Origin of the sequence: Deinococcus maricopensis DSM 21211 (genome assembly GCF_000186385.1) — a bacterium.
Taxonomy (GTDB): Bacteria; Deinococcota; Deinococci; order Deinococcales; family Deinococcaceae; genus Deinococcus_B; species Deinococcus_B maricopensis.
On sequence record NC_014958.1, the window covers coordinates 1,770,239 to 1,789,447 of the forward strand.

Sequence of the window (19,209 nt, forward strand, 5' to 3'; positions counted from 1 at the left end):
GTCTAACGCAGGATACCCCGGAAGTGCATACGCAGACGGGAGCGGCCGCTGCCGACCGCTCCCGTGCACTCAGGGCGCCTTAAATCCAGTCCTTGAAGAACTCGCGGGCGCGTTCCCAGATGGATTTCCCGTCCCCTTTGGGTTTGCTGGGTTCCGCGGCCGGCGGGGGCGTCCGTGGCTCCTCGGCAGCCTTCGGCAGGGGCGCGACGACAACGTCCGGCTCGGGGGACGTGGCCTCGACCGGCGCTTTCGACGTGCGCGGCATAGGCGTGCCGGACCCGCTTGAAGCCCCGTACAGGCCGAGACCGACGGCCGTGGCATGGCCGGGACCGCCCACGATGTCCGTGAGGCCCCCCACACCGCGCGGCCGGCCGATGCGCACCGCCAGGCGGAACCGCTCACGCGCCAGCTCGGACGTGCCGCGCAGCAGGCTGCCGCCGCCCGTGAGGACCACGCTGCCCGCCACGAGCTCCACCGGGCCGAGCGCCGCGTCAATCTCGTCACGCACGAGGTTGTAGATCTCCGCGATGCGCGGCTTGATGACGCGCGACAGCTCGAACGCGCTGATCGCGTGCGTCTGCCCGCCCGCCGTGGTGATCTCCAGCGTCAGGTCCGGGTCCGCGAGTTCCGGCAGCGCCGCGCCGTACTTGCGTTTCACGTTCTCGGCTTCCTCGGTCGGGATCTTGAGGATCTGCGCGAGGTCGGCGGTCACGTGATCCCCACCGATGGGGATGCACGCACTGTGCGCGAGGTTGCCCCGCTTGAACACCGCCACGTCGGTGGTGCCGCCGCCCATGTCGACGACGACGACCGTGCCGTCCTGCTCGGTCATGTCGAGCGTGGCGAGGCCCGCCGCGTACGACTCGAGCACGAACCCGCGCACGCTCAGGCCCGCTTCCTGCACGCAGCGGCGCAGATTCGCCAGGGGCCCGGCGGCGCCCGCGACGATGTGCACGTCCACTTCGAGGCGCACGCCATGCATGCCGACCGGGTTCTTGATGCCTTCCTGCCCGTCGACGACGTACTCCTGCGCGAGCGCGTGAATGACTTCCAGGTTCGGGTCGAGCGGGACCGCGCGCGCGTTCTCGATGGCGCGGTCCACGTCCGCCTGACTGATCTCCTGGTGGCGACGAATGGCGGCGAGGCCATGACTGGTGAGGGCGCGCGTGTGACTGCCGCTCACGCTCACGAACACCTCGTGCACGCGCACGCCGGCGACGCGCTCGGCAGCGGCGACGGAATGCCGGATGGCCTGCGTCGTGCGTTCCAAGTTCACGACCGCGCCGCGCTTGATGCCCTCGCTCGGCACGGTTCCTTCACCAATAATATCCACAGTGCCGTCGGCACCGATTTCTCCGATAACGGTGGTGATCTTGGTGGTGCCAATGTCCAGCCCCACGGTGATCAGGTTGTCTCTCATTCCTGGACGCTCACCCCCCAAGGGTAAATGTTGATTCGCTTACCGGGAAACATTGTGACACCCATAGCATACTTCCGCAAGGAATCCAGATTGCCGCTCCACAGCGTTCCGCGCGCGGTTTCCACCGTCACCCCGCTGGGGGTGTACGCCACGGACTTCACACCGAGCGGCGTGAGCGTCCGCGCGACGCGCACGGCGTCCCCCAGACGGTCCGGGCCCCACCCGGTCAACAGCGGCCCCGTGGGCGCCGCGCCCGGCAGCACCACACGGTCCGCTGCGACCACCACGGTGCGCCCGTCTGGGCGGCGCCAGCGCGCGAACGGCAAGCGCTCTTGCACGTGCACCTCCACGCGGTCCGGGAACACCTGCGTAATCTTCACGCCCTGCACCCACGGGTGCCGCCGCAACGCCTGCGCGCGCCAGCCCCCGTAGAACACCCAGCCGAACTGCGGCGTCAAGCCCGCCAGTTCACGCACGCGCGCCTCCCGAAGCACCTGGTTGCCGCTCACCACGACCGTCCGCACCGGCAGGCCGTACCACAGGCCCGCGAAGATCCCGCCGAACAGGGCCAGCACCAGCATCACGCGCAGCACCGGCCAGCGGCGCCGCGCGCGCGGCGCCGCCTCGGTCAGCTCCGGCGCCTTCTTGGGACGCCGCGCGCGTTTGTTCACGGCCACAACTCGTACTCCAGCTCAAGATCCACACCGACGCGCGCGCGAATCAGGTCCAGCAGCGCCAGCACGTCCGCGCTCGTCGCCCCGCCGAGGTTCACGATGAAGTTCGCGTGCTCCGGCGCGATCATGGCGTTACCGACGCGCGTGCCCTTCAGACCCGCCTCGTCGATCAGCTTCCCGGCGCTCACGCCGCCCGGGTTTTTGAAGGCGCAGCCGGGCGTGCGCATTTTCGGCTGCCCCTTGCGGGCGGCGTCCGCCGCGTCCATTTTCGCCTGCACGTCCTCCGGCGCTCGCCGCACCAGTTTCAGGCGCACACGCGTCACGACGTGGTTGCGAGGAATGCCGCTGTTCCGGTACCCCCACGCGAGGTCGTCCGGCGTGACGACGCGCGTGCCGCCGGGCGTCACGATTTCCAGGGTGTGCAGCCCGTCGAACATCTCGCCGTAGCGGGTGCCGGCGTTCATCCACACCGCGCCGCCCACCTGCGCGGGCACGCCCACGGTCCCTTCCAGGTTCGACAGGCCCAGCTTCTGCAGGGTGCGGAGCAGCCCGGGCAGCGGCACGCCGCCGCCCACCCAGCCGGTCACGACCACCGCGTCGTCACTCAGCGCCGGGTCCGGTTCGAGGTCCTTCTGCGCGAACGCCCCGGTGAGGCGCACCACGCGCTCCTCGACGCCCGCGTCCGCGACCACCAGGTTGCTGCCGCCGCCCAGCACGCGGTACGGGGCTTCCATGGCCTCCGCGAGCTGCGCGTGGTTCTCCACGAACCACACCTCCGCCTCGCCGCCCACGCCCACGGTCGTGAAGCGCGCCAGCGGCAGGCGCTCCACGCGCGCGCCCGTGCGGCTCAGGGTGCCCGCCGTCACGCGCCCACCGCCACGCCCGCGAGTTCCCGCGACAGGCGCCACACATCCCCGGCACCCATGGTCACGATCACGTCACCGGGCGCCGCCGTCTCCCGCAGGTACTGCACCACCTGCGCGCGGTCCGGACTGTACCGCACGCCTGCGTGCCCCTCTTCGCGCATCCGGTCGCTGATCAGCGTCGCGTGAATCCCCTCGATGGGCGGCTCCGACGCCGCCGCGATGTCCAGCAGCAGCACCTCGTCCGCGCCCATCAGGCTCTGCGCGAGGCGCGGCCAGGACTGCTGCGTGCGCAGGTACCGGTGCGGCTGGAACACCACCCGCACGCGCCGCCCCGTCTGGTGCGCCGCCTCGATGGCCGCCGCGACCTTCGTGGCGTTGTGCGCGTAATCGTCGATGACGAGCGCGCCGTTCAACTCCCCGATGTGCTGCCAGCGCCGCCCCGGCCCGGTGAACGCCGCGAGCGCCGCCGCCGCCGCGGGGAAGTCCGCGCCGTGCAGGTCCGCGACCGCGAGGGCCGCCAGACCGTTCAGGACGTTATGCGTTCCCGGCAGGCGCACGCGCGCGGACCCCAGCACCTCACCGCGCCGCTCCACCGTGAACGATGTGCCGTTCGCGTCCGGACGAACGTCGACCGCGCGGTACGTGCAGTCCGCACCCGTCCCGTACGTCAGCACCTCGCGCGCGCCGACCAGCAGCGCGTCCAGGCTGCGCCCTTCCGCGTCCACCCAGTCGGCGCACGCCAGCACCCGCTCGGCCTGCCGCACGAACCGCGCGAACGCCGCGTGCTGCGCCTCCACGCTCTCCCAGTACGTCGCCTGCGCGGTGCCGGCCCCGCCGATGTGGTCGTCCTCGGCGTTCGTGAACACCGCCGTGCCGCACGCGAGTTCCTGGAATTTCGGGTCGCTCTCGTCCACTTCCGCCACGAACGGGCCGGCGCCGACGCGCGCGTTGCTGCCGAACTCCGGCACGATGCCGCCCACGAACGCCGCCGGGTCCAGGCCCGCGCCTGCGAGCGTCACCGCGATCATGCTGGTCGTCGTCGTCTTGCCGTGCGTGCCGATCACGCCGACGCTCGGCCCGCCCGCCAGCAGCTCTCCCAGGAGCCGCATGCGCGGCTGCACCTCCACGCCCTGCGCGTGCGCCGCCGTGAGCTCCGGGTGGTCTTTCGGGACCGCTTCCGACGCGACGAGCACGTCCACGCCCCGCACGTGCGCGGCGTCATGCCCGGCGTGCACCGGGATGCCTTCCGCGCGGAGTTGTTCGGTGAGTTCCGACGGGTGCTCGTCGCAGCCCGTCACTTGATAACCACGGGCCGCCAGCAGCCGCGCGAGCGCGCTCACGCCGATGCCGCCGACGCCCATGAAGTGATAGTGAGGTTTGGTCATAACAGTCGCTCGGGATGCGGCACTCACACCTGAGCGCGCGCGGCGCCCACGAGCGTCTCCTCAACCAGATCCGCGAGTTTCCCCGCCGCACCCTGCGGAGACCGCTCGCGCGCCCGCACGCCCATGCTCGTCCGCACGTCCGACGGTACACACTCTAACACCGTCTGCGCGAGGCTCCCGCTGAGCGCGTCCTGCGGCACCATCCGCCCCGCGCCCTTCGCCTCCACCGCCTCCGCGTTGCGCACCTGATGGTTCTCCGCGCTGCTCGGCAGCGGCACCATCACGACCGGCACCCCATGGAACGCTGCTTCCGCCAGCGTCCCCGTGCCCGCCCGCGTGATCGCCAGGTCCGCCGCAGACCACGCCGCCACCGCGTCCAGGTACCCCACCGCGCGGTACCACGGCAGGTCCGCGACGTCCGGCAGCACCTCACCCAGCCAGCGCGGCCCAGTCGAGTGAATCACCTGCACGCTCCCATCCGCGAACAGGCCCTCCTGCCCGAATGCCGCCCGCAGCGCGCTCGGCACCGCGCGGTTCAGCGCGAGGCTGCCCTGCGACCCGCCCATGATCAGGATCGTGAGCGGCCCGTCCTGCAAGCCCAGCTTCGCCAGCGCCGCCCGCCGCTCCAGGCGCGCCTCACGTACCGGCATACCCACCAGACGCCCACGGCCGTCCGGCAGGCCGCGCACCTGCGCGTACGCCGTCCCGACCGCGCGTGCGCGGCGCAGCGCCAGACGCTGCGTCAAGCCCAGTTGCGCGTTCTGCTCATGCAGCACCGTTGGCAGGCCCAGCGACTGCGCGCCCAGCACGCCCGGCAGGCTCGCGAACCCCCCGAAGCCCACCACGCCCAGCGGCTGCAGGCGCGCCAGCACGCCGCGCGCCTCCGCGAAGCCGCGCGCGGCGCGCAGCACCTGCCGCGGGTCCGGTTTCTCCCGCGCGAGCTTCCCCGCCGTCACGCCCACAAACTCCAGGGCGCCTTCCCGCGCGATGCGTTCCTCCATGCCGCCCGCCTGCCCCATCAGGACGGGCGCGTACCCTCGGGCCTCCAGCACACCCGCCCCCGCCACCGCCGGGTAGATGTGCCCACCCGTGCCGCCTGTCGCCAACACCACTCGCTTCACGCGCGACAGTCTAGAGCGCCCGGCCGCCCCGCGCGTGCCGGCCCGCCCCAACGAACAGCGGCGCGGAGCCTGGCCCCGCGCCGCGCCGGTCGTGCGCGCGTCAGTCCGTCGCGGTCGGCACCGCCTCGGGCTGCACGTCCGGCAGGTGACGGCGCACCTCGCGCAACGCCGAGTGAATCAGCGCGAACGCCACGCTCATGCTCAGCATGCTGGAGAACCCGTCACTCACCAGCGGCAACGGCACGCCCGTCACCGGGAAGATGCCCGCCGCGACCGCCAGGTTCACGAACGCCTGCCCCACGATCATGTACATCGCGCCCGTCGCCATCACGGACGCACCGTGCAGGTCCGGCGTCATCGGCCTCACCCTCGCCGCCCAGTCCGCGACCTGCAGGCCCGACGCGACCACCAGCCAGTACGCGAAGATCACCATGCCCACGCCCAGCAGGCCTGTGCTGAACCCTACCGACGCGACCACCATGTCCGTCGCGTCCGCGCTGTACTCGTAGCGGGGCGCGTCCGGCCCCTGCCCCCAGAATCCGCCGCTGCTGAGGTCGCGGTGCGCCGCGAACAGCTGATACCCGGCGTTCTGCGTGTCCCCGCCGCGCGCCTCCGCGTGCCCGCGAATGCGGTCCAGGATGTACGTGTGCTTCTCCAGGTACACGCTCGCGAACGGCAACGCCAGCAGCATCAGCGCCAGCAGGAAACCCGTGATGCTCGTGAACTTCACGCCCGCCGCGTACATCAGCACCAGCCCCAGGCTGAACGTCAGCACCGTCGTCCCCAGGTCCGGTTCGAGCAGGATCAGCATGGTCGTGACCATGATCATCCCGACGGCGCTGATCAGCTTGCGCTGCACGCCGCGCCGCGCGAAGAAACTCGCGAGCTGCAGGATCAACCCGATCTTCGCGAACTCCGACGGCTGGAACGACACCGCCCCCAGCGGCAGCCAGCGCTTGACGGGACTGCCGTTGCCGCCCACGCCGATGAACAGCACCAGCACCAGCAGCGCCAGCGTCACCACCCAGAACGGCGTGGCGAGCCGCAGGAACGCTTTGGGCCGCAGGCGTGACAGCCCGAACGTCACGACGAGCGCCATGATGATCTTCCCGGCGTGCTCCGGGACGCTCCCGCTGTCGGCCGTGGCGACGCCCAGCAGCCCCAGCGTCAGCAGCAGCACCTGCGCGATCACGAGGTTCAGGCTCACGGCTGCACCTCCGCCACGAGCGCACGCGCCGCGTCCGCGAACGCCGCGCCGCGCGCCTTGTAGTCCCGCCACAGGTCGAAGCTCGTCCCGATGGGCGCGAGCAGCACCGTGCCCTCGCCCGGCAGGCTCGCGTACGCGGCGCGCACCGCGTCCGCCATGACGCGCGCGGCGTCCGCGCCGGGCACCAGCGTGACCGGCACGCCGCACGCCGCGTCGAAGTACCCGGCGAACGCCGGGCCGTCCTGCCCGAACGCCACGACGCGCGCCACCTTCTCCCGCACGACGCCTTCCAGCGCCGCGAGGTCCGCGCCCTTGTCGATGCCGCCCACCAGCCACGCGACCGGCCCGCGCGCCCGCGTGAGCGCCGCCTGCACCGCGATGGTGCGCGTGGCAATGCTGTCCTCCACGAACGCCACGCCGCCCGCCCGCGCGACCGTCTCGAACCGGCCCGGTACGGGCTTCGCGGCGCGCACCGCCTCCGCCCACGCGGGCACCGGCACCGCCCGCCCGCACGAACGCAGGAACGCCTCCGCGGCCAGCAGCGCCGCCGCGACGTTCGCCGGGTGGTGCCCTTCCGGCACGTCCGCCACGCTCAACACCGCCTCGCCGTCCAGGTTCACGAGGTGCGCGCCGTCAAACCGCACGGTCGTCGCCGCGGACGGTGCGTTCACGCCCGCCGGCAGCACCAGCGTGTCCTGCGGCGTCATGCGCCGCGCCAGGTTCAGCTTCGCCGCGTGGTACGCCTCCACGCTCCCGTGCCGGTCCAGGTGGTCCACGCCGAGGTTCGTGATGACGCCCACCACCGGGCGGAAGTCCTGCACGCGCTCCAGCTGGAAGCTGGAAATCTCGCACACCGCGACCTCCGCGCCGTCGATGACGTCCAGCAGCGGCGGGTCGAAGTTCCCCCCCAGGTGCGCCCGGACGCCCAGGTGCGCCAGCAGCTGCTGGATCAGCACGCTCGTGCCGCCCTTCCCGGCCGTGCCCGTCACGCCGATGATCGGCACGGCCCGGCGCCGGAAGGCCAGCTCCAGCTCCCCGATCACCTCCGCGCCGCGCGCGCGCAGCGCCACCAGATCCGGGTGATCAATCGGCACGCCCGGCGCGGCCACCACCGTCCGGTACGTCCGGGACACGTCCCCACGCCCAAAACCCAACTCCTGCGTGAGCCTCAGGTCCTCCTCGGCCGGACGCGCGTCCACCCACTCGGCCGCAAGGCCCTCCCGCGCCAGGAAACGAGCGACGCCCCGCCCGGAACGCCCCAGGCCGTAAATCAAGTAATCCGCCACGCCTCAAGCTACCGGAAAAGCGCACGCACACGTGAGAAAACCCCGCCGTGCCCGCGCGGACGCGCCACCGCCCCGGCGGGACGCCCGGCACACACGCCCCGCACGCCCTCCGCGCGCCCGGAAAGGCGACTCTGCGCCGGCATTCGACGCGGACACGACCGTGTCATGGTACGCCGTCCCCGAATGGCCGCACCCTTCGCGGGATTCCTCAGCGCGCCCGCCCGCTCCGTACGCGGGCGATCCGCCACGTCGCCGCGTGCGGCAGGCCAGACGGGGGGCGACGGGGACGCCTGCGTTCGCGGCGTGGCCTGAGGCGAACGGGCCGTCATGGCGTGCGGGGCGACGGATGTCCGTCGCCCCGCACATGTCAGCGATGTTAGGGTCGTCCACCGAGCAGCCACCATGCCGCCGCCGTGCCCACTGCCGTGACAATCCAGAAGCGCATCGTCACCTGCGTCTCCGGGATGCCCACCAGCTCGAAATGGTGGTGGATGGGCGTCATGCGGAAGATGCGCTTTCCGCCGGTGCGCCGGAAGTACGCGACCTGCATGACGACGCTCAGCACCTCCACGACCGGGATGATCGCCGCGACCGGCAGCAGCCACACGTCCGCGTACAGGATGTACGCGCCCGCGATGAGCGCCCCGATCGCGTGACTGCCCATGTCACCCATGAATACGCGCGCCGGGTGCGCGTTGAACCACAGGAAGCCCAGCAGCGCTCCGGCCAGCAGCGCCGCCGCGGGGGAGAGGACCAGCAGCGGCAGCAGGATGATCAGGCTGACGCCCGCGAGCAGCCCGTCCAGGCCGTCCGTGAAGTTGAACGCGTTCACGCTGCCGATCATCACGAGCGTGAACAGGATCGTCTCCGCGACGCGGCCCAGGTTCAGGCCCAGGTCGTGCGACGCGAGCGGCGCCGCGAAGTACGCGAACGCCAGCCCCACCAGGAACTGCAGCGGGAACTTCTCACGCGCGAGCAGTTCCTTCTTGCCGCTGCCGCGCATGCGCGAGCGGATCTTCAGGACGTCGTCCACCAGGCCGATCAGGCCCATGCCGAGCGCCGCGAGGACAATCAGCGCCTCGCGCGGGTCGGTGGCGAACCCGGCCACGCGGTACCCGAGCCACACGATCAGCATCGCGAGCACGAACCCGACGCCGCCCGCCGTGGGCGTCCCACTCTTCGCGAGGTGCGATTCCGGACCGTCCGCGCGGACCGTCTGCCCCCACCCGTACCGCTTCGACGCGGTAATGAACCCGCCCACCATGAGCCATGACAGCAGCGCCGCGATGATCATGCGCGCCCCCCAACGCTTAGCACTCCAGCCATAAACCCAAGCAGGCTACCACGCGCCCCGCACCTCACCGGACGGGCGAAAGGTCCGCCGTGAACGCCCGCACGCGGCCGTCCTCGCTGACCGTCACGATGTATGGCCCGCTCACGCCGACGACGCCCGGGCCGTGCGGTACGCGCGCGCGCACGACGCCCGTCGCGTCCGCGCGCTCCAGTGCGTCCCCGGTGAGGCGGTAGGTGCCGTCCGGCGTGACGACCGTGGGGACGTTCGCGGTGGTCGCCTCGCGCGTCGTGATGACCAGTTGCGGCTTCGGCACGCTGTCGAGGCGCACGCCGTCCGACACGCGCACCAGCCGGCCGCCCAGCAGCGCGTAATCGAGGCCGTCGCCGCTCGTGACGACCCGGTCCGGGCCGCCCACCACGCCCGTCGTAACGCTCCCGTCGTACGTGACGGCGCTGCCGTCCTCGCGGTACGCGCGTGTATTGCTGAGACGCACAACGCGTCCGGCGGGGCGCACGCGCGGCTCCCCTGCGAGGGAGATCAGCAGGGCCGCGTCCGGCAGGGCCGCGTACGGCGTGCCGCGCCACCAGCCGGCGTCCGCGGCGGGCGTGGGTACGCGGACGTTCAGCGGCGCGAACGCCGGCGCGAACGCCACGTACGCCCGCCCGCCCTGTACCCACGCCACCCCCGCCGTGTCGAACGCCGCGCGGATCGCCGAGGAGGACGCGCCGCCCGCCCCCGTGGCGGCCGGCGCGCACGCGCTCAGCAGCGCCAGACCCGCCAGGAGCAGCCGCTTCACGCGTCGCCCCGCGCGCGCAGCAGCGCGTCCACGACGGTATCCAGGCCTACGCCCTCCTGCGCGCGCCGCTGCGGCGCCCACGAGATCCCACGTGACGCTTTCACCAGTACCACGTCGCCGTCGCGGACCTCCGCGAGCAGGTCCGCGAGCAGGTCCGGCACGGTCGCGTGGGCGCGCTCCCCGAGTTCCGACGCGAACGCGCCCACGCCGAACGTCACGTCCGCGCGTTGGCGGGCGTACGCGCCGACCTGCGCGTGCAGTTCCCGTTCCGTGTCGCCCAGTTCCAGCATGCGCCCCAGCACGCTGACGTGCCGCCCCGGCAGTGCCGCGAGCGCGTCCAGCGCGGCACGCACGCTCAGCGGCGACGCGTTGTACGCGTCATCAATCACCGTGAAGCGCCCGGGCAGCACCCGGTACCGCCCGCCGGGTACGCTCACGCCCGCGAGGCGCTCTGCCGCCGTCCCCACCGGCACGCCCGCGACCTCCGCGAGGGCGAGGCCCAGCACCGCCGCTTCCGCCTGCACCTTCGACGCGTGCGGCAACGCCACGGGCACCTCTCCATACACGAACGCCGCGGCCTCGGCGCTCACCTGCAGCGCGTCGCCCGCGAACGTCGCCTCCCCGAACCCGTACGTGTCCCGCCCGGGGTAGAAGGGGCTCGCCTGCACGCCCACCAGCCCACGTGGCGCCTCCAGAATCACGCCCTTCTCGCGCGCGATGGTCTCCACCGTCCCGAACGCCTCCAGGTGCGCCTCGCCGATGCTCGTGACCACGCCCACGTCCGGGCGCACGAGGTCCACCAGTTCCCGCATCTCCCCGAGCCGGTCAATGCCCATTTCCACGACGAGCGGGCGGGCGGAGCGCCCGAACTCGATCAGGAAGCACGCAATGGCTGGCATGGTGTTGAACACCGGCATGAAGTGCGCGTCCAGCGCCGCCGCCGCGTACGCCTTCGCGGTCGTCTTCCCGACCGATCCGGTGATGCCCACCACCAGCGGGTTGTGCGCCCGCTCCGCCCGCGCCCACGCGAACAGCGCCACCTGCGCGTCCGGCACGCGCACGGCGCGCGGCGCGTCCAGGTCCGTCAGCACGAACGGCGCGCCCGCCGCGAGCGCCGCCTCCACGAACGCGTTCCCGTGCATGCGCTCGCCAGGCAGCGCCACGAACGCCACGTTCGGCCCCGCCTCCCTGGAATCCCAGGTGAGGCGAACGGCCGGGCGGGCCTCGGGATGAACGGCAGCATCGAACGGAAGGGCAGTCGGATCAAGCATGCGGCGAGGATACCCGCTGCGCGTGAGCGCACCGCTCCGCCATCACGCGTATGCCGGGCGCGCGGCGCATTCCTACACTGCGGGGCATGCCGATGGACCTGACCCCTCCCGAACGTCAGCGGGCCCTGCGCCTCCCGGACGGGCGCACCTTTGCGTGGTCCGAATGGGGCCCGCCGGACGGGCTGCCTGTCGTGTTCTGCACCGGCGCCGCCATGAGCGGCACCCTCGCGTTCGGCACGGCGCACCTGCGGGCGCTCGGCGTGCGCCTGATCAGCCCGGACCGCCCGGGTCTGGGTCGCAGCGACCCGCACCCAGCCAAGACCCTGAGCAGCTGGGCGGACGACACGCGGCACCTCCTGAGCGCCGAGCGCCTGCCATCCGCCCGGGCCGTGGGGTTCTCGCAGGGCGCCCCGTTCGCCCTGGCCCTCGCGGGCGCGGGGCTCGTGGACGCCGTGGCGCTGGTGTCCGGCCAGGACGACCTCGCGCACCCCGACCTGCGCGCCCGGCTGCACCCGGACGTGGCGGGCATGGTCGACGCCGCGCAGCACGACCCGGACGGTTTCGAGGCGCACTTCGCGAGTTTCGCTACGGCGGACGGCCTGTGGCAGCTGATCCTCGGTATGAGCGGCGAGCGCGACCGCGCGCTGTACCTCGATCCGGCCTTCCACGCCGCGTACCGCCGCGCCCTGGGCGAAGGCTTCTCCAGAGGCGCGGCTGCGTACGCCCGGGATCTCGTGAACGCCCTGCGGTCCTGGCCCACGCCTCCCGAGCAGGTGACCGTGCCCGTACACCTCTGGTACGGCGCGCAGGACACCAGCATCGTCCACTCCCCGGACTTCGGCGAGACGCTCGCCTGGCGCCTCCCGAACGTCACGCGCGTCCTCGACCCGGACGAGGGCGGCTCGGTCCTGTGGACGCGCGCGCACGACATCCTCCGCACGCTCCTCGCCCGCCCCACCTGAAGCGCGGAGGGCCGGGCCACCCTGGCCCGGCCCTCCGTTGATCGGCAGCGTCCCGGTTACAGCTCGCCGCGCGCGAACGCGCTCATGATGCCCGGCGCGGCCGAGTCGAACCCCACGACGTCCAGCATGCCCGCGTCGTTCGGGTCCGCAATCGTGAACTGCGTGGCGGTCATGCCGACCACAACGAGCCGCGCGGGAATCCCGGTCGCCTGGCGGTACTGGTCCAGCGCCACTTTCGGGTGTACCGCGCCCGCCCAGGTTTCGTTGTCGGTGTACACCACGAACGTGTCCACCTCGATCTTGTGCTGGCGCGCCCACAGCATCGGTTGCGCGCAGTCCGTCGCGCCGAAGCTCGCCGCCTGCGTCTTGCGCATCGCCGCGTCCAGCGTGTCCGCCGGGGTGATGCCGAGGTTCCGGAAGCCATCCGTGAAGCCCATGGTGAGCGTGAACGGTTCCGTGCGGGCCGTCACCATGCTCATGGCGCTCGCGGCGACGTTCGGGCTGAGGCCGGGCACGCCCGCCACGGTCCCCCACGTCATGCTGCCGCTCACGTCGATGCCGAGCAGGAACCGCTTGTCCGCACGCTGCACGTGCCCGAAGCTGGTGTAGAACGCCGTTTCCAGCGCGTCCACCACGCGCGGCACCGTCAGCCACTCGCCCTTGCCGCGCACGCCCCGCCCACTCGCGTACACGAGGCGGGCCTTCAACGCGTCAATCGGGTGGATGCGGCCCTTGCGGAGCGCCGCCGGGTCGGTGAGGCGCGCCACGACCTCCTGAAGGGTGGCGGTGTCGTTCGGGGTGAGCACGCCGACGCGGCTCAGGTTCCCGAGGTTGCGCATCAGCCACGTGAGGCCGTTCGTGCGCATCGCCGCGCGGTACACGCGCGGACCGCGCGCCGGCGTGGGAATCGCCTCGATGGGCAGGCCGTACTCGTGCATCAGGGCTGCCGCGTCCGCATCGGCGCTGACCGCGAGGGCCTTCACGTGCCCCTCGATGACCCGCAGGGCCGGGTCGGTGGCGTCCGCGAGCACGCCGTCCACCATGAAGCGGAACACCGCGTTGCGGACGGCGTCCGTGGTTTTCGGGTGCGCAAGACGGAGCGCGTCCGCCTGACTCCACCCGTCACGGGCCTTGTACTTCACCGCCCACAACGCGAGCTTCTCGATGGGTGCGTCCTCGTAGACGCGCGCCACGCCGCGGCGCGTCAGGCGACCCCATCCGCCCAGCCCCTGCGCGAACGCCAGGAAGTGCAGCAGCATCGTTCCGGTGCGCGCCACTTCCGGCAGCGCGTCCCACGCGGCCTTGCGCGCCTCCAGACTGCCGGTTTTCGCGACGAGCGCGAGCGCCAGCAGGGCCGGGTCCATCTTCGGGGCGCGGCCCGCGCGGACGACGTCCAGGATGACCTGCACCATGCGCGCGCCGTCCAGCTGCGCGAACGTCCGCAGGAAGTCCGTGGCCTTCACGGTGTGGTCCCGCTCGGACGCGTAGAACGTACCGCCGTCCGTCCCGAGCACCAGGAACCGCGTCAGGCGCATCTCGTCGGACACGGCGTACACGAAGCCGCCCGCGTGGTTCTTCTGCTGGTTCGGGTCGAGTCGTTCGCGCTGGGTGCGGGCCTGAGGGGTGATGGCGTTCAGGTAGTTCTTCATGCGTCGGCCCTCCGTCGGGGCATTAAGGTGAAGCGCCAGATTCGCTGGCGTCGAGGTGCGCGGCGTGTGCCGCGCTCGGGTCAGGGGCGGCGGGGTCGAACCGCCAGCAGCGCACGCTGCCGCTCCCGTTGAGCGCCTGGTCCTGATAAAGGTGGGCTGCATGCAGCAGCCCGGAAGGCGAGGAGGCCGAAGGTCAGGCCGCCTGAGCGCCACAGGCACCTCCCGCTGTGCGGGAAGGGGCGCGCGGAACGACCGGCGGCCTGACGTGAGAGGAGTGGGGGGCGGGCAGGACTCGAACCTGCAACCCGGCCATTAACAGTGGTAACCCTCGAACTTCGGCCCGGTGCGGGCAAGGGACGCCCGAGGGGATTTCCTGCTCTACCGTTGAGCTACCGCCCCGAATGGTGGAACTGCTGAACAAAGGGTGGAGGACGGGCAGGACTTGAACCTGCAAATCTCGCGATGGATGAACCAGATCACCTTCCGCCGGTCGGCCCGCGTGCGGGCAACAGGGTGGGGAAGGGCGCCACGGGGGCGTCATGTGCGTCTACCAATTCCGCCACCGTCCTCACGGTGCGCCGGTGCTGCCGGCATGGTCGGGACTTCGGCCGGGCGAGCGGGAATCGAACCCGCGACCTTATGGTCCAGGTAAGCTTCCGGCTGCGGCCCACACGTGGACAAGGAGCCCCAGAGGCCAGTCATATGCTCTCCCGCTGAGCGACCGCCCGGTGAAGTCCGGTGGATGGAGTGAGAGTTGAACTCACGCAGCCCTCAAGGGCTCCAGATTTACAGTCTGGCGCGACTCGCCGTCTTCGCCGCCCATCCGTGGGTGTGCCGGAATTGGCCCTCCGGCGGGGCTGTGGGGTGGGTGTCAGGAGTCGAACCTTGGAGAACCGTAACCCTCCCGCGTCGGCCCGCAAGCGGGCGAGTGGGGCTGGAGGGACTCACCCACCATGGAGCAGGCTGGTCGGAGTTGCACCGCCGTTTCCCGGCTGGTTGCCGGGCGTCTTGCTGCTAGACGAAACCTGCAGGGTGCCCGGATGACCCTCCGGGCAGGGTGCGAGGGCAAGGGACGTTCACGGAGCGGGCCACCTCTGTGGAGGGAATCGAACCCTCAGCGCACGGGGGTGCGCTTCCGCCCTGATGAAGGCGTCGCCGCCGTTCAAGCTGAGATCACCGTGGAACTTCGGCCCTGCGCGGTGGTGGTACGCCCAGCCAGATTCGAACTGGCGTTGCCCGAGAGAAAGTCGGATGTCCTCGGCCACTGGACGATGGGCGCGTCAGGGAACGCCCGGGCAAGGGGTGACGCAGGGGGGCATCCTGGGTAAGGTAACCCTGCGTCTTCGGCCCGGGCGGGGTGGGTGCACCCGGAGGTGCGCTCACCTGGGAAGTACTCTACCGGCCCGCGCGCGCAGCGACATTCGCCGCATGGCGCACCCGCCTGCTCCGCCGAGCGGGGGAGGGCCCCTACGACAAATGGCGCGCTGACATCAGCGCGCCATGTCGCCCGGGGGCGTTACTCCAGCGTCACGAGGTAGTCGTACAGGTCCGGGCCGCCCGTGTGCGCCTCGACCTCCGCATTCGGGAAAGCCTCCTGCAGGCGCGTCACGAGCGCGTCGGACGCCTCGCCTTCCGTGCGCGGGCCGCTGAACACCGTGATGATCTCCTGGCCGGCGTACGCCTGCTGCAGCATGCTGACGACGGCGTCCTCGGGCGTGCCGCCCGCATGCACCAGCTCGTCGTCGCGCAGGCCGATCACGTCGCCGTCATGGATGTTCAGCGTCCCGGCCGGCGTGTCGATGCTGGTGGTGCGGCTCGCGCGCGTCACCTCGAACGTCGTCACGGCGCTGCTCGCGTCCTGCATGACGCTCAGCAGCTCGTCGGCGTTCGCGTCCGCCTGGAAGTTCAGGGCCGCGCCGATCCCCTGCCCGAGCGTGCGCGTGGGCAGCACGAGCGCGCGCCCGCCCAGCAGCTCCGCAGCCTTCTGCGCTGCCAGCAGCACGTTCTTGTTGTTCGGCAGGACGATCACCTTGTGCGCGCTGACGCTGTTCACCGCGTCCACGATGTCCTGCACGCTCGGGTTCGCCGTCTGACCGCCCGACACGATGCGCGCCCCGAAGCTGCGGAACAGCTTCACGAGCCCGTACCCGCTCGCGACGGCCACGAGGCCGCTCTGCGGGATCTCCTCCTCAGCGCGCGCCGCCGCGCCCGCCATGCTGAGGATTTCCGTGTGCTGCTCGCTCATGTCCTCGACCTTCGTGCGCAGCATGCGCCCGTGCCGCCCGACCGTGGCGAGCAGCTGATCCGGTTCGTTCGTGTGGATGTGGCCCTTCACGAACCCTTCCGCGCCGACCACCAGCAGGCTGTCCCCGAACGGCGTGACGAGATCGCGGATCTGCTCGATGGGCAGCGTGGCGTTCTCCATCAGGAACTCCGTGCAGTACCCGAATTCCTCATGCTCGAACTGCTCCTGCGCGTAACTCTCGACTTTCGGCGCTTCAGGCAGCTGGTCGCCGCGCAGGCTGGCCAGCATGCCCTGCACGACGTACAAGTACCCCTGGCCGCCGCTGTCCACGACGTTCGCCTGCTTCAGCGCTGGCAGCATCTCCGGCGTCTTGTCGAGGTACTCCTGCCCTTTGAGCAGCGCGTTTTCCAGCACCGCGTCGGGCGACTCGCCGCCCGCCCCCTCCGCCACGCCACGCGCCACAGTCAGGATGGTGCCCTCGACGGGCTTCATGACAGCGCTGTACCCGCACTTGCGGGCGTCGTCGAGGGCGCGCGCGAGCGTTTTCGCATCGACGGTGCTCGCGTCGCGAATCGCCTCCGCGAAGCCCTTGAGCAGCTGACTGAGGATCACGCCGCTGTTGCCGCGCGCGCCCAGCAGCGCGCCGTAACTGATGGCGCGCGCGACGCTGCCCATATCGTTCTCGTCGCACGTGTCCAGTTCGCGGCGGACGCTCTGCATGGTCAGGTGCATGTTCGTGCCCGTGTCGCCGTCCGGCACGGGGTACACGTTCAGGGCGTTCACCTGATCCTTGTACACGCCCAGCCAGTCGGTGGCGTAGCGCAGCATCTGCGCGAGGTCGCGCGGCGCGAGCGTCTCAGCGGGCATTCGTGACCCCCACGGCGTGCACGCGCGTCGACGCGAGCTCAATGCCGGCCTGCGTGCGCACGGCGTGCTCCACGCGCTCGCTGATGTTCCGCGCGACCGTCGGGATGGACACGCCGTACGCGAGCACCACGAACAGGTCCGCGGTGTACCGCGCGCCGTCCCGGCCGATCAGGACGCCGTCGCGGGCGTGCGCGCGCCCGAGGACGCGTTGGATGCCCTCGCGGAAGTTCGCGGGGGCCATGCCGACCACGCCGGGCACCTCGTGCGCGGTCAGGCCGATCAACGAGGCGAGCGCCGCCTCGGTAATGGTGATGTTTCCGTTCAAGACCTTATCCTCCGATACCCGCGATTATACGCGCGGGGTCAGAATACACACGTGCTGATGGGCGTGCGTGCCCACCCGATGAACGCCCCTTGAGCGAGCGCCACTCAGCGTTCCCCGGTGAGCCACGCCGCGAGCGCCAGGGCGCACGTGGCCCGGTCCGGCTGGAGCTGCGCGACGTCCGGCGGCGTGAGCGTCAGCAGGCCCTCGCGCGCATCGAACGCGAGCCGGAACCCGAACGGCGCGAGCAGGCCCCGCACCGGCACGCGCACGCCGCCCGCGCGGCGGTCCGCGGCGACTGGCAGGTCCGGGGCGCGCAGCATGCGGGGCGCCCCGCCGGGCGCGGGCATGAACGCCACGCGGACGCTGCCTGCACGCACGCGCAGGCAGCCGACATCCACCACGTCATGGATGTCGTCCGTACGGACCGGCAGACCCAGACGCCCGAGCGCGTCGAGCGGCAGCATCAGCTGGCCGCGCTGGACGCTGGCCGCGACAGGCTCCCCGGTGCGCGCGCCAATGCGCACGCGCACGTCCAGTGCGGACGCGTGGGGGAGAGCGGCGAGCGCGGCGAGGCTGAGAACAAGCAGGGGGACGCGCCGTGGGCGACTCATGCGCGCCATGGTAAACCAGCCACATGAGCAGCCAGGCACCATAAACCTCAGGTGCCGGGAATGACGAGGGGACCCCCGGTGAGCCGGGGGTCCCTCCTCGCGCATGGTCAGGTCGCGCTGACCTCCGCGCTTACTCCTGCGCCGTGCGTGGCACTTCCGGGTTCTCGATGAACTCGGTCGGGTCGAGTTCCGAGAAGCCGATCTCGTTCTCGTAATCCTGAATCTTCACGTGCAGGCGGCGCACGTCCCCTTCGACGGAGCCGTAGTCGAACGTGTCCCAGATGATCGTCTGCACGCGGCTGTCGTCCTCGAAGTCCGGCACCTCGCGCGTGGCCTTGATGCCTTCCTCAAGCTTCTTGCGGCTCTCAATGCCGAGGTTCCGGAACGCGACCTGCATCACGTCGCGGCTGAAGTCGCGCGGGCCGTAGATGCCGGCGCGGTACACCGTTTCGAAGAACTCCTCCCAGTTCGGGACGAGCGTCGCGGCGGGCATCGAGAACTGCGCAATCACATTCTTGATGGCCTGCAGCGTCTGCTGCGGGTAGTAGTACAGGTACAGGCGCACCCCTTCCAGGAAGAAGTTGTAGTGCGCGGCCTCGTCCACGGCGATGGTCTGCGCGACTTTCGCGAGGACCGGGTCGCGCACGTCCTTGAGGTGCGGCTTGTCGCTCTTGCCCTGCGCGATCTTCATCAGGTTCAGGTAGTTCAGCTGCGTCGCGCGCTCCTGGAAGACCGTGTACACGAGGTTATGGATGGCGTCCGGGAACGGCAGTTCCCACTGCTTGCTCTTCAGGCGTTCCTTGTACTCCGCGATCCACTCGGGGCTGCGCTGGCGGCTGAACAGCACCGCGTTCTCCCAGGCGTCCGCGTGCTTCTCCTCTTCGCTGCCCCAGCGCATCTGGAAGTGGCTGCGGCCGTGGCTGCGGCGCACGAGGTTCACGAGGCTGCTGGTGTAGTCGGGCGCGTACTGCTCCACCGCGAAGAAGCCCTGCACGACCGTGATGATCTCCCCCGGAAGGTCATGGTTCATGGCGCGCCAGTCGAAGCTCTTGTCGGCGTTCCAGTTGCGGGTTTCCTGGCTGCGCGCGGTGTACCAGCGGTACAGGCCCAGGAAGGCGCGTTCGATCAGGCGATCCTTTTCGCGGTTGCTGAGCAAGCCGGCGGGCGTGCGGGGAATGTCACCGAGGACGTTGGGGGGGATAATGGCACTCATGGGTCTCTCCTGCACTT

Annotated in this window: 16 protein-coding genes and 6 tRNA genes; 1 reads left to right on the plus strand and 21 read right to left on the minus strand. The window is 71.2% G+C overall.

Features of this window, described 5'->3' with window-relative positions:
* Positions 1–79: 79 nt before the first annotated feature.
* From ftsA to murF, 10 genes are all read right to left on the minus strand, one after another.
* Entirely contained in the window at positions 80–1,420 is a 1,341-nt protein-coding gene (ftsA, locus tag DEIMA_RS08330; protein ID WP_013556799.1) for a cell division protein FtsA, read from the minus strand.
* Positions 1,417–2,097, minus strand: a complete 681-nt coding sequence (locus DEIMA_RS08335) for a cell division protein FtsQ/DivIB (protein WP_013556800.1) — start codon at positions 2,095–2,097, stop codon at positions 1,417–1,419. The genes ftsA and DEIMA_RS08335 overlap by 4 nt, the downstream gene beginning before the upstream one ends.
* The gene (locus DEIMA_RS08340; RefSeq protein ID WP_013556801.1) at positions 2,088–2,960 is read right to left on the minus strand and encodes a UDP-N-acetylmuramate dehydrogenase; all 873 of its coding nucleotides are present in this window, start codon (positions 2,958–2,960) and stop codon (positions 2,088–2,090) included. The genes DEIMA_RS08335 and DEIMA_RS08340 overlap by 10 nt, the downstream gene beginning before the upstream one ends.
* Positions 2,957–4,345, minus strand: a complete 1,389-nt coding sequence (murC, locus tag DEIMA_RS08345) for a UDP-N-acetylmuramate--L-alanine ligase (RefSeq protein ID WP_013556802.1) — start codon at positions 4,343–4,345, stop codon at positions 2,957–2,959. The genes DEIMA_RS08340 and murC overlap by 4 nt, the downstream gene beginning before the upstream one ends.
* 23 nt (positions 4,346–4,368) lie before the next feature.
* Entirely contained in the window at positions 4,369–5,466 is a 1,098-nt protein-coding gene (murG, locus tag DEIMA_RS08350; protein ID WP_013556803.1) for an undecaprenyldiphospho-muramoylpentapeptide beta-N-acetylglucosaminyltransferase, read from the minus strand.
* Between the two features lie 100 nt (positions 5,467–5,566).
* Positions 5,567–6,673 (minus strand): FtsW/RodA/SpoVE family cell cycle protein, encoded by a 1,107-nt coding sequence (locus DEIMA_RS08355; RefSeq protein WP_013556804.1) that lies wholly within the window; start codon positions 6,671–6,673, stop codon positions 5,567–5,569.
* Positions 6,670–7,959 carry a UDP-N-acetylmuramoyl-L-alanine--D-glutamate ligase gene (gene murD, locus DEIMA_RS08360; RefSeq protein WP_013556805.1) on the minus strand — a complete coding sequence of 430 codons (1,290 nt, stop codon included), beginning with the start codon at positions 7,957–7,959 and terminating at the stop codon, positions 6,670–6,672. Before murD ends, DEIMA_RS08355 begins: the two co-directional genes overlap by 4 nt.
* A gap of 376 nt (positions 7,960–8,335) precedes the next feature.
* Complete coding sequence (locus DEIMA_RS08365; RefSeq protein WP_013556806.1) at positions 8,336–9,253, minus strand: phospho-N-acetylmuramoyl-pentapeptide-transferase; 918 nt, start codon at positions 9,251–9,253, stop codon at positions 8,336–8,338.
* Between the two features lie 64 nt (positions 9,254–9,317).
* Positions 9,318–10,049, minus strand: a complete 732-nt coding sequence (locus DEIMA_RS08370) for a hypothetical protein (protein WP_013556807.1) — start codon at positions 10,047–10,049, stop codon at positions 9,318–9,320.
* On the minus strand, positions 10,046–11,320 hold the full coding sequence (gene murF, locus DEIMA_RS08375) for a UDP-N-acetylmuramoyl-tripeptide--D-alanyl-D-alanine ligase (protein ID WP_013556808.1): 1,275 nt from the start codon (positions 11,318–11,320) through the stop codon (positions 10,046–10,048). The genes DEIMA_RS08370 and murF overlap by 4 nt, the downstream gene beginning before the upstream one ends.
* 86 nt (positions 11,321–11,406) lie before the next feature.
* On the opposite strand from murF, the gene DEIMA_RS08380 reads away from it, so the two are divergent.
* Positions 11,407–12,282, plus strand: a complete 876-nt coding sequence (locus DEIMA_RS08380) for an alpha/beta fold hydrolase (RefSeq protein ID WP_174264903.1) — start codon at positions 11,407–11,409, stop codon at positions 12,280–12,282.
* 56 nt (positions 12,283–12,338) lie between these two features.
* On the opposite strand, the gene rsr is transcribed toward DEIMA_RS08380, so the two are convergent.
* From rsr to DEIMA_RS08415, 11 genes are all read right to left on the minus strand, one after another.
* Entirely contained in the window at positions 12,339–13,931 is a 1,593-nt protein-coding gene (gene rsr / locus DEIMA_RS08385) for an RNA-binding protein Rsr (protein ID WP_013556810.1), read from the minus strand.
* Positions 13,932–14,208: 277 nt separating this feature from the next.
* Positions 14,209–14,330 (minus strand) — tRNA-OTHER (locus DEIMA_RS17880).
* Positions 14,331–14,358: 28 nt separating this feature from the next.
* A tRNA-OTHER gene (locus DEIMA_RS17885) sits at positions 14,359–14,500 on the minus strand.
* Positions 14,501–14,539: 39 nt separating this feature from the next.
* Positions 14,540–14,659, minus strand: a tRNA-OTHER gene (locus DEIMA_RS17890).
* An 11-nt stretch (positions 14,660–14,670) separates the two neighbouring features.
* Positions 14,671–14,756, minus strand: a tRNA-Tyr gene (locus DEIMA_RS08390).
* Positions 14,757–14,885: 129 nt separating this feature from the next.
* Positions 14,886–14,960, minus strand: a tRNA-Gly gene (locus DEIMA_RS17895).
* A 174-nt stretch (positions 14,961–15,134) separates the two neighbouring features.
* A tRNA-Glu gene (locus DEIMA_RS08395) sits at positions 15,135–15,210 on the minus strand.
* 237 nt (positions 15,211–15,447) lie between these two features.
* Positions 15,448–17,043, minus strand: a complete 1,596-nt coding sequence (locus DEIMA_RS08400) for a DAK2 domain-containing protein (protein ID WP_013556811.1) — start codon at positions 17,041–17,043, stop codon at positions 15,448–15,450.
* The gene (locus tag DEIMA_RS08405) at positions 17,033–17,368 is read right to left on the minus strand and encodes an Asp23/Gls24 family envelope stress response protein (RefSeq protein ID WP_013556812.1); all 336 of its coding nucleotides are present in this window, start codon (positions 17,366–17,368) and stop codon (positions 17,033–17,035) included. Before DEIMA_RS08405 ends, DEIMA_RS08400 begins: the two co-directional genes overlap by 11 nt.
* A 104-nt stretch (positions 17,369–17,472) precedes the next feature.
* On the minus strand, positions 17,473–17,979 hold the full coding sequence (locus DEIMA_RS08410; RefSeq protein ID WP_043816586.1) for a hypothetical protein: 507 nt from the start codon (positions 17,977–17,979) through the stop codon (positions 17,473–17,475).
* Positions 17,980–18,109: 130 nt separating this feature from the next.
* Positions 18,110–19,192: an acyl-ACP desaturase gene (locus tag DEIMA_RS08415; protein ID WP_013556814.1), complete on the minus strand. Its 1,083-nt coding sequence runs from the start codon at positions 19,190–19,192 to the stop codon at positions 18,110–18,112.
* Positions 19,193–19,209: the final 17 nt, after the last annotated feature.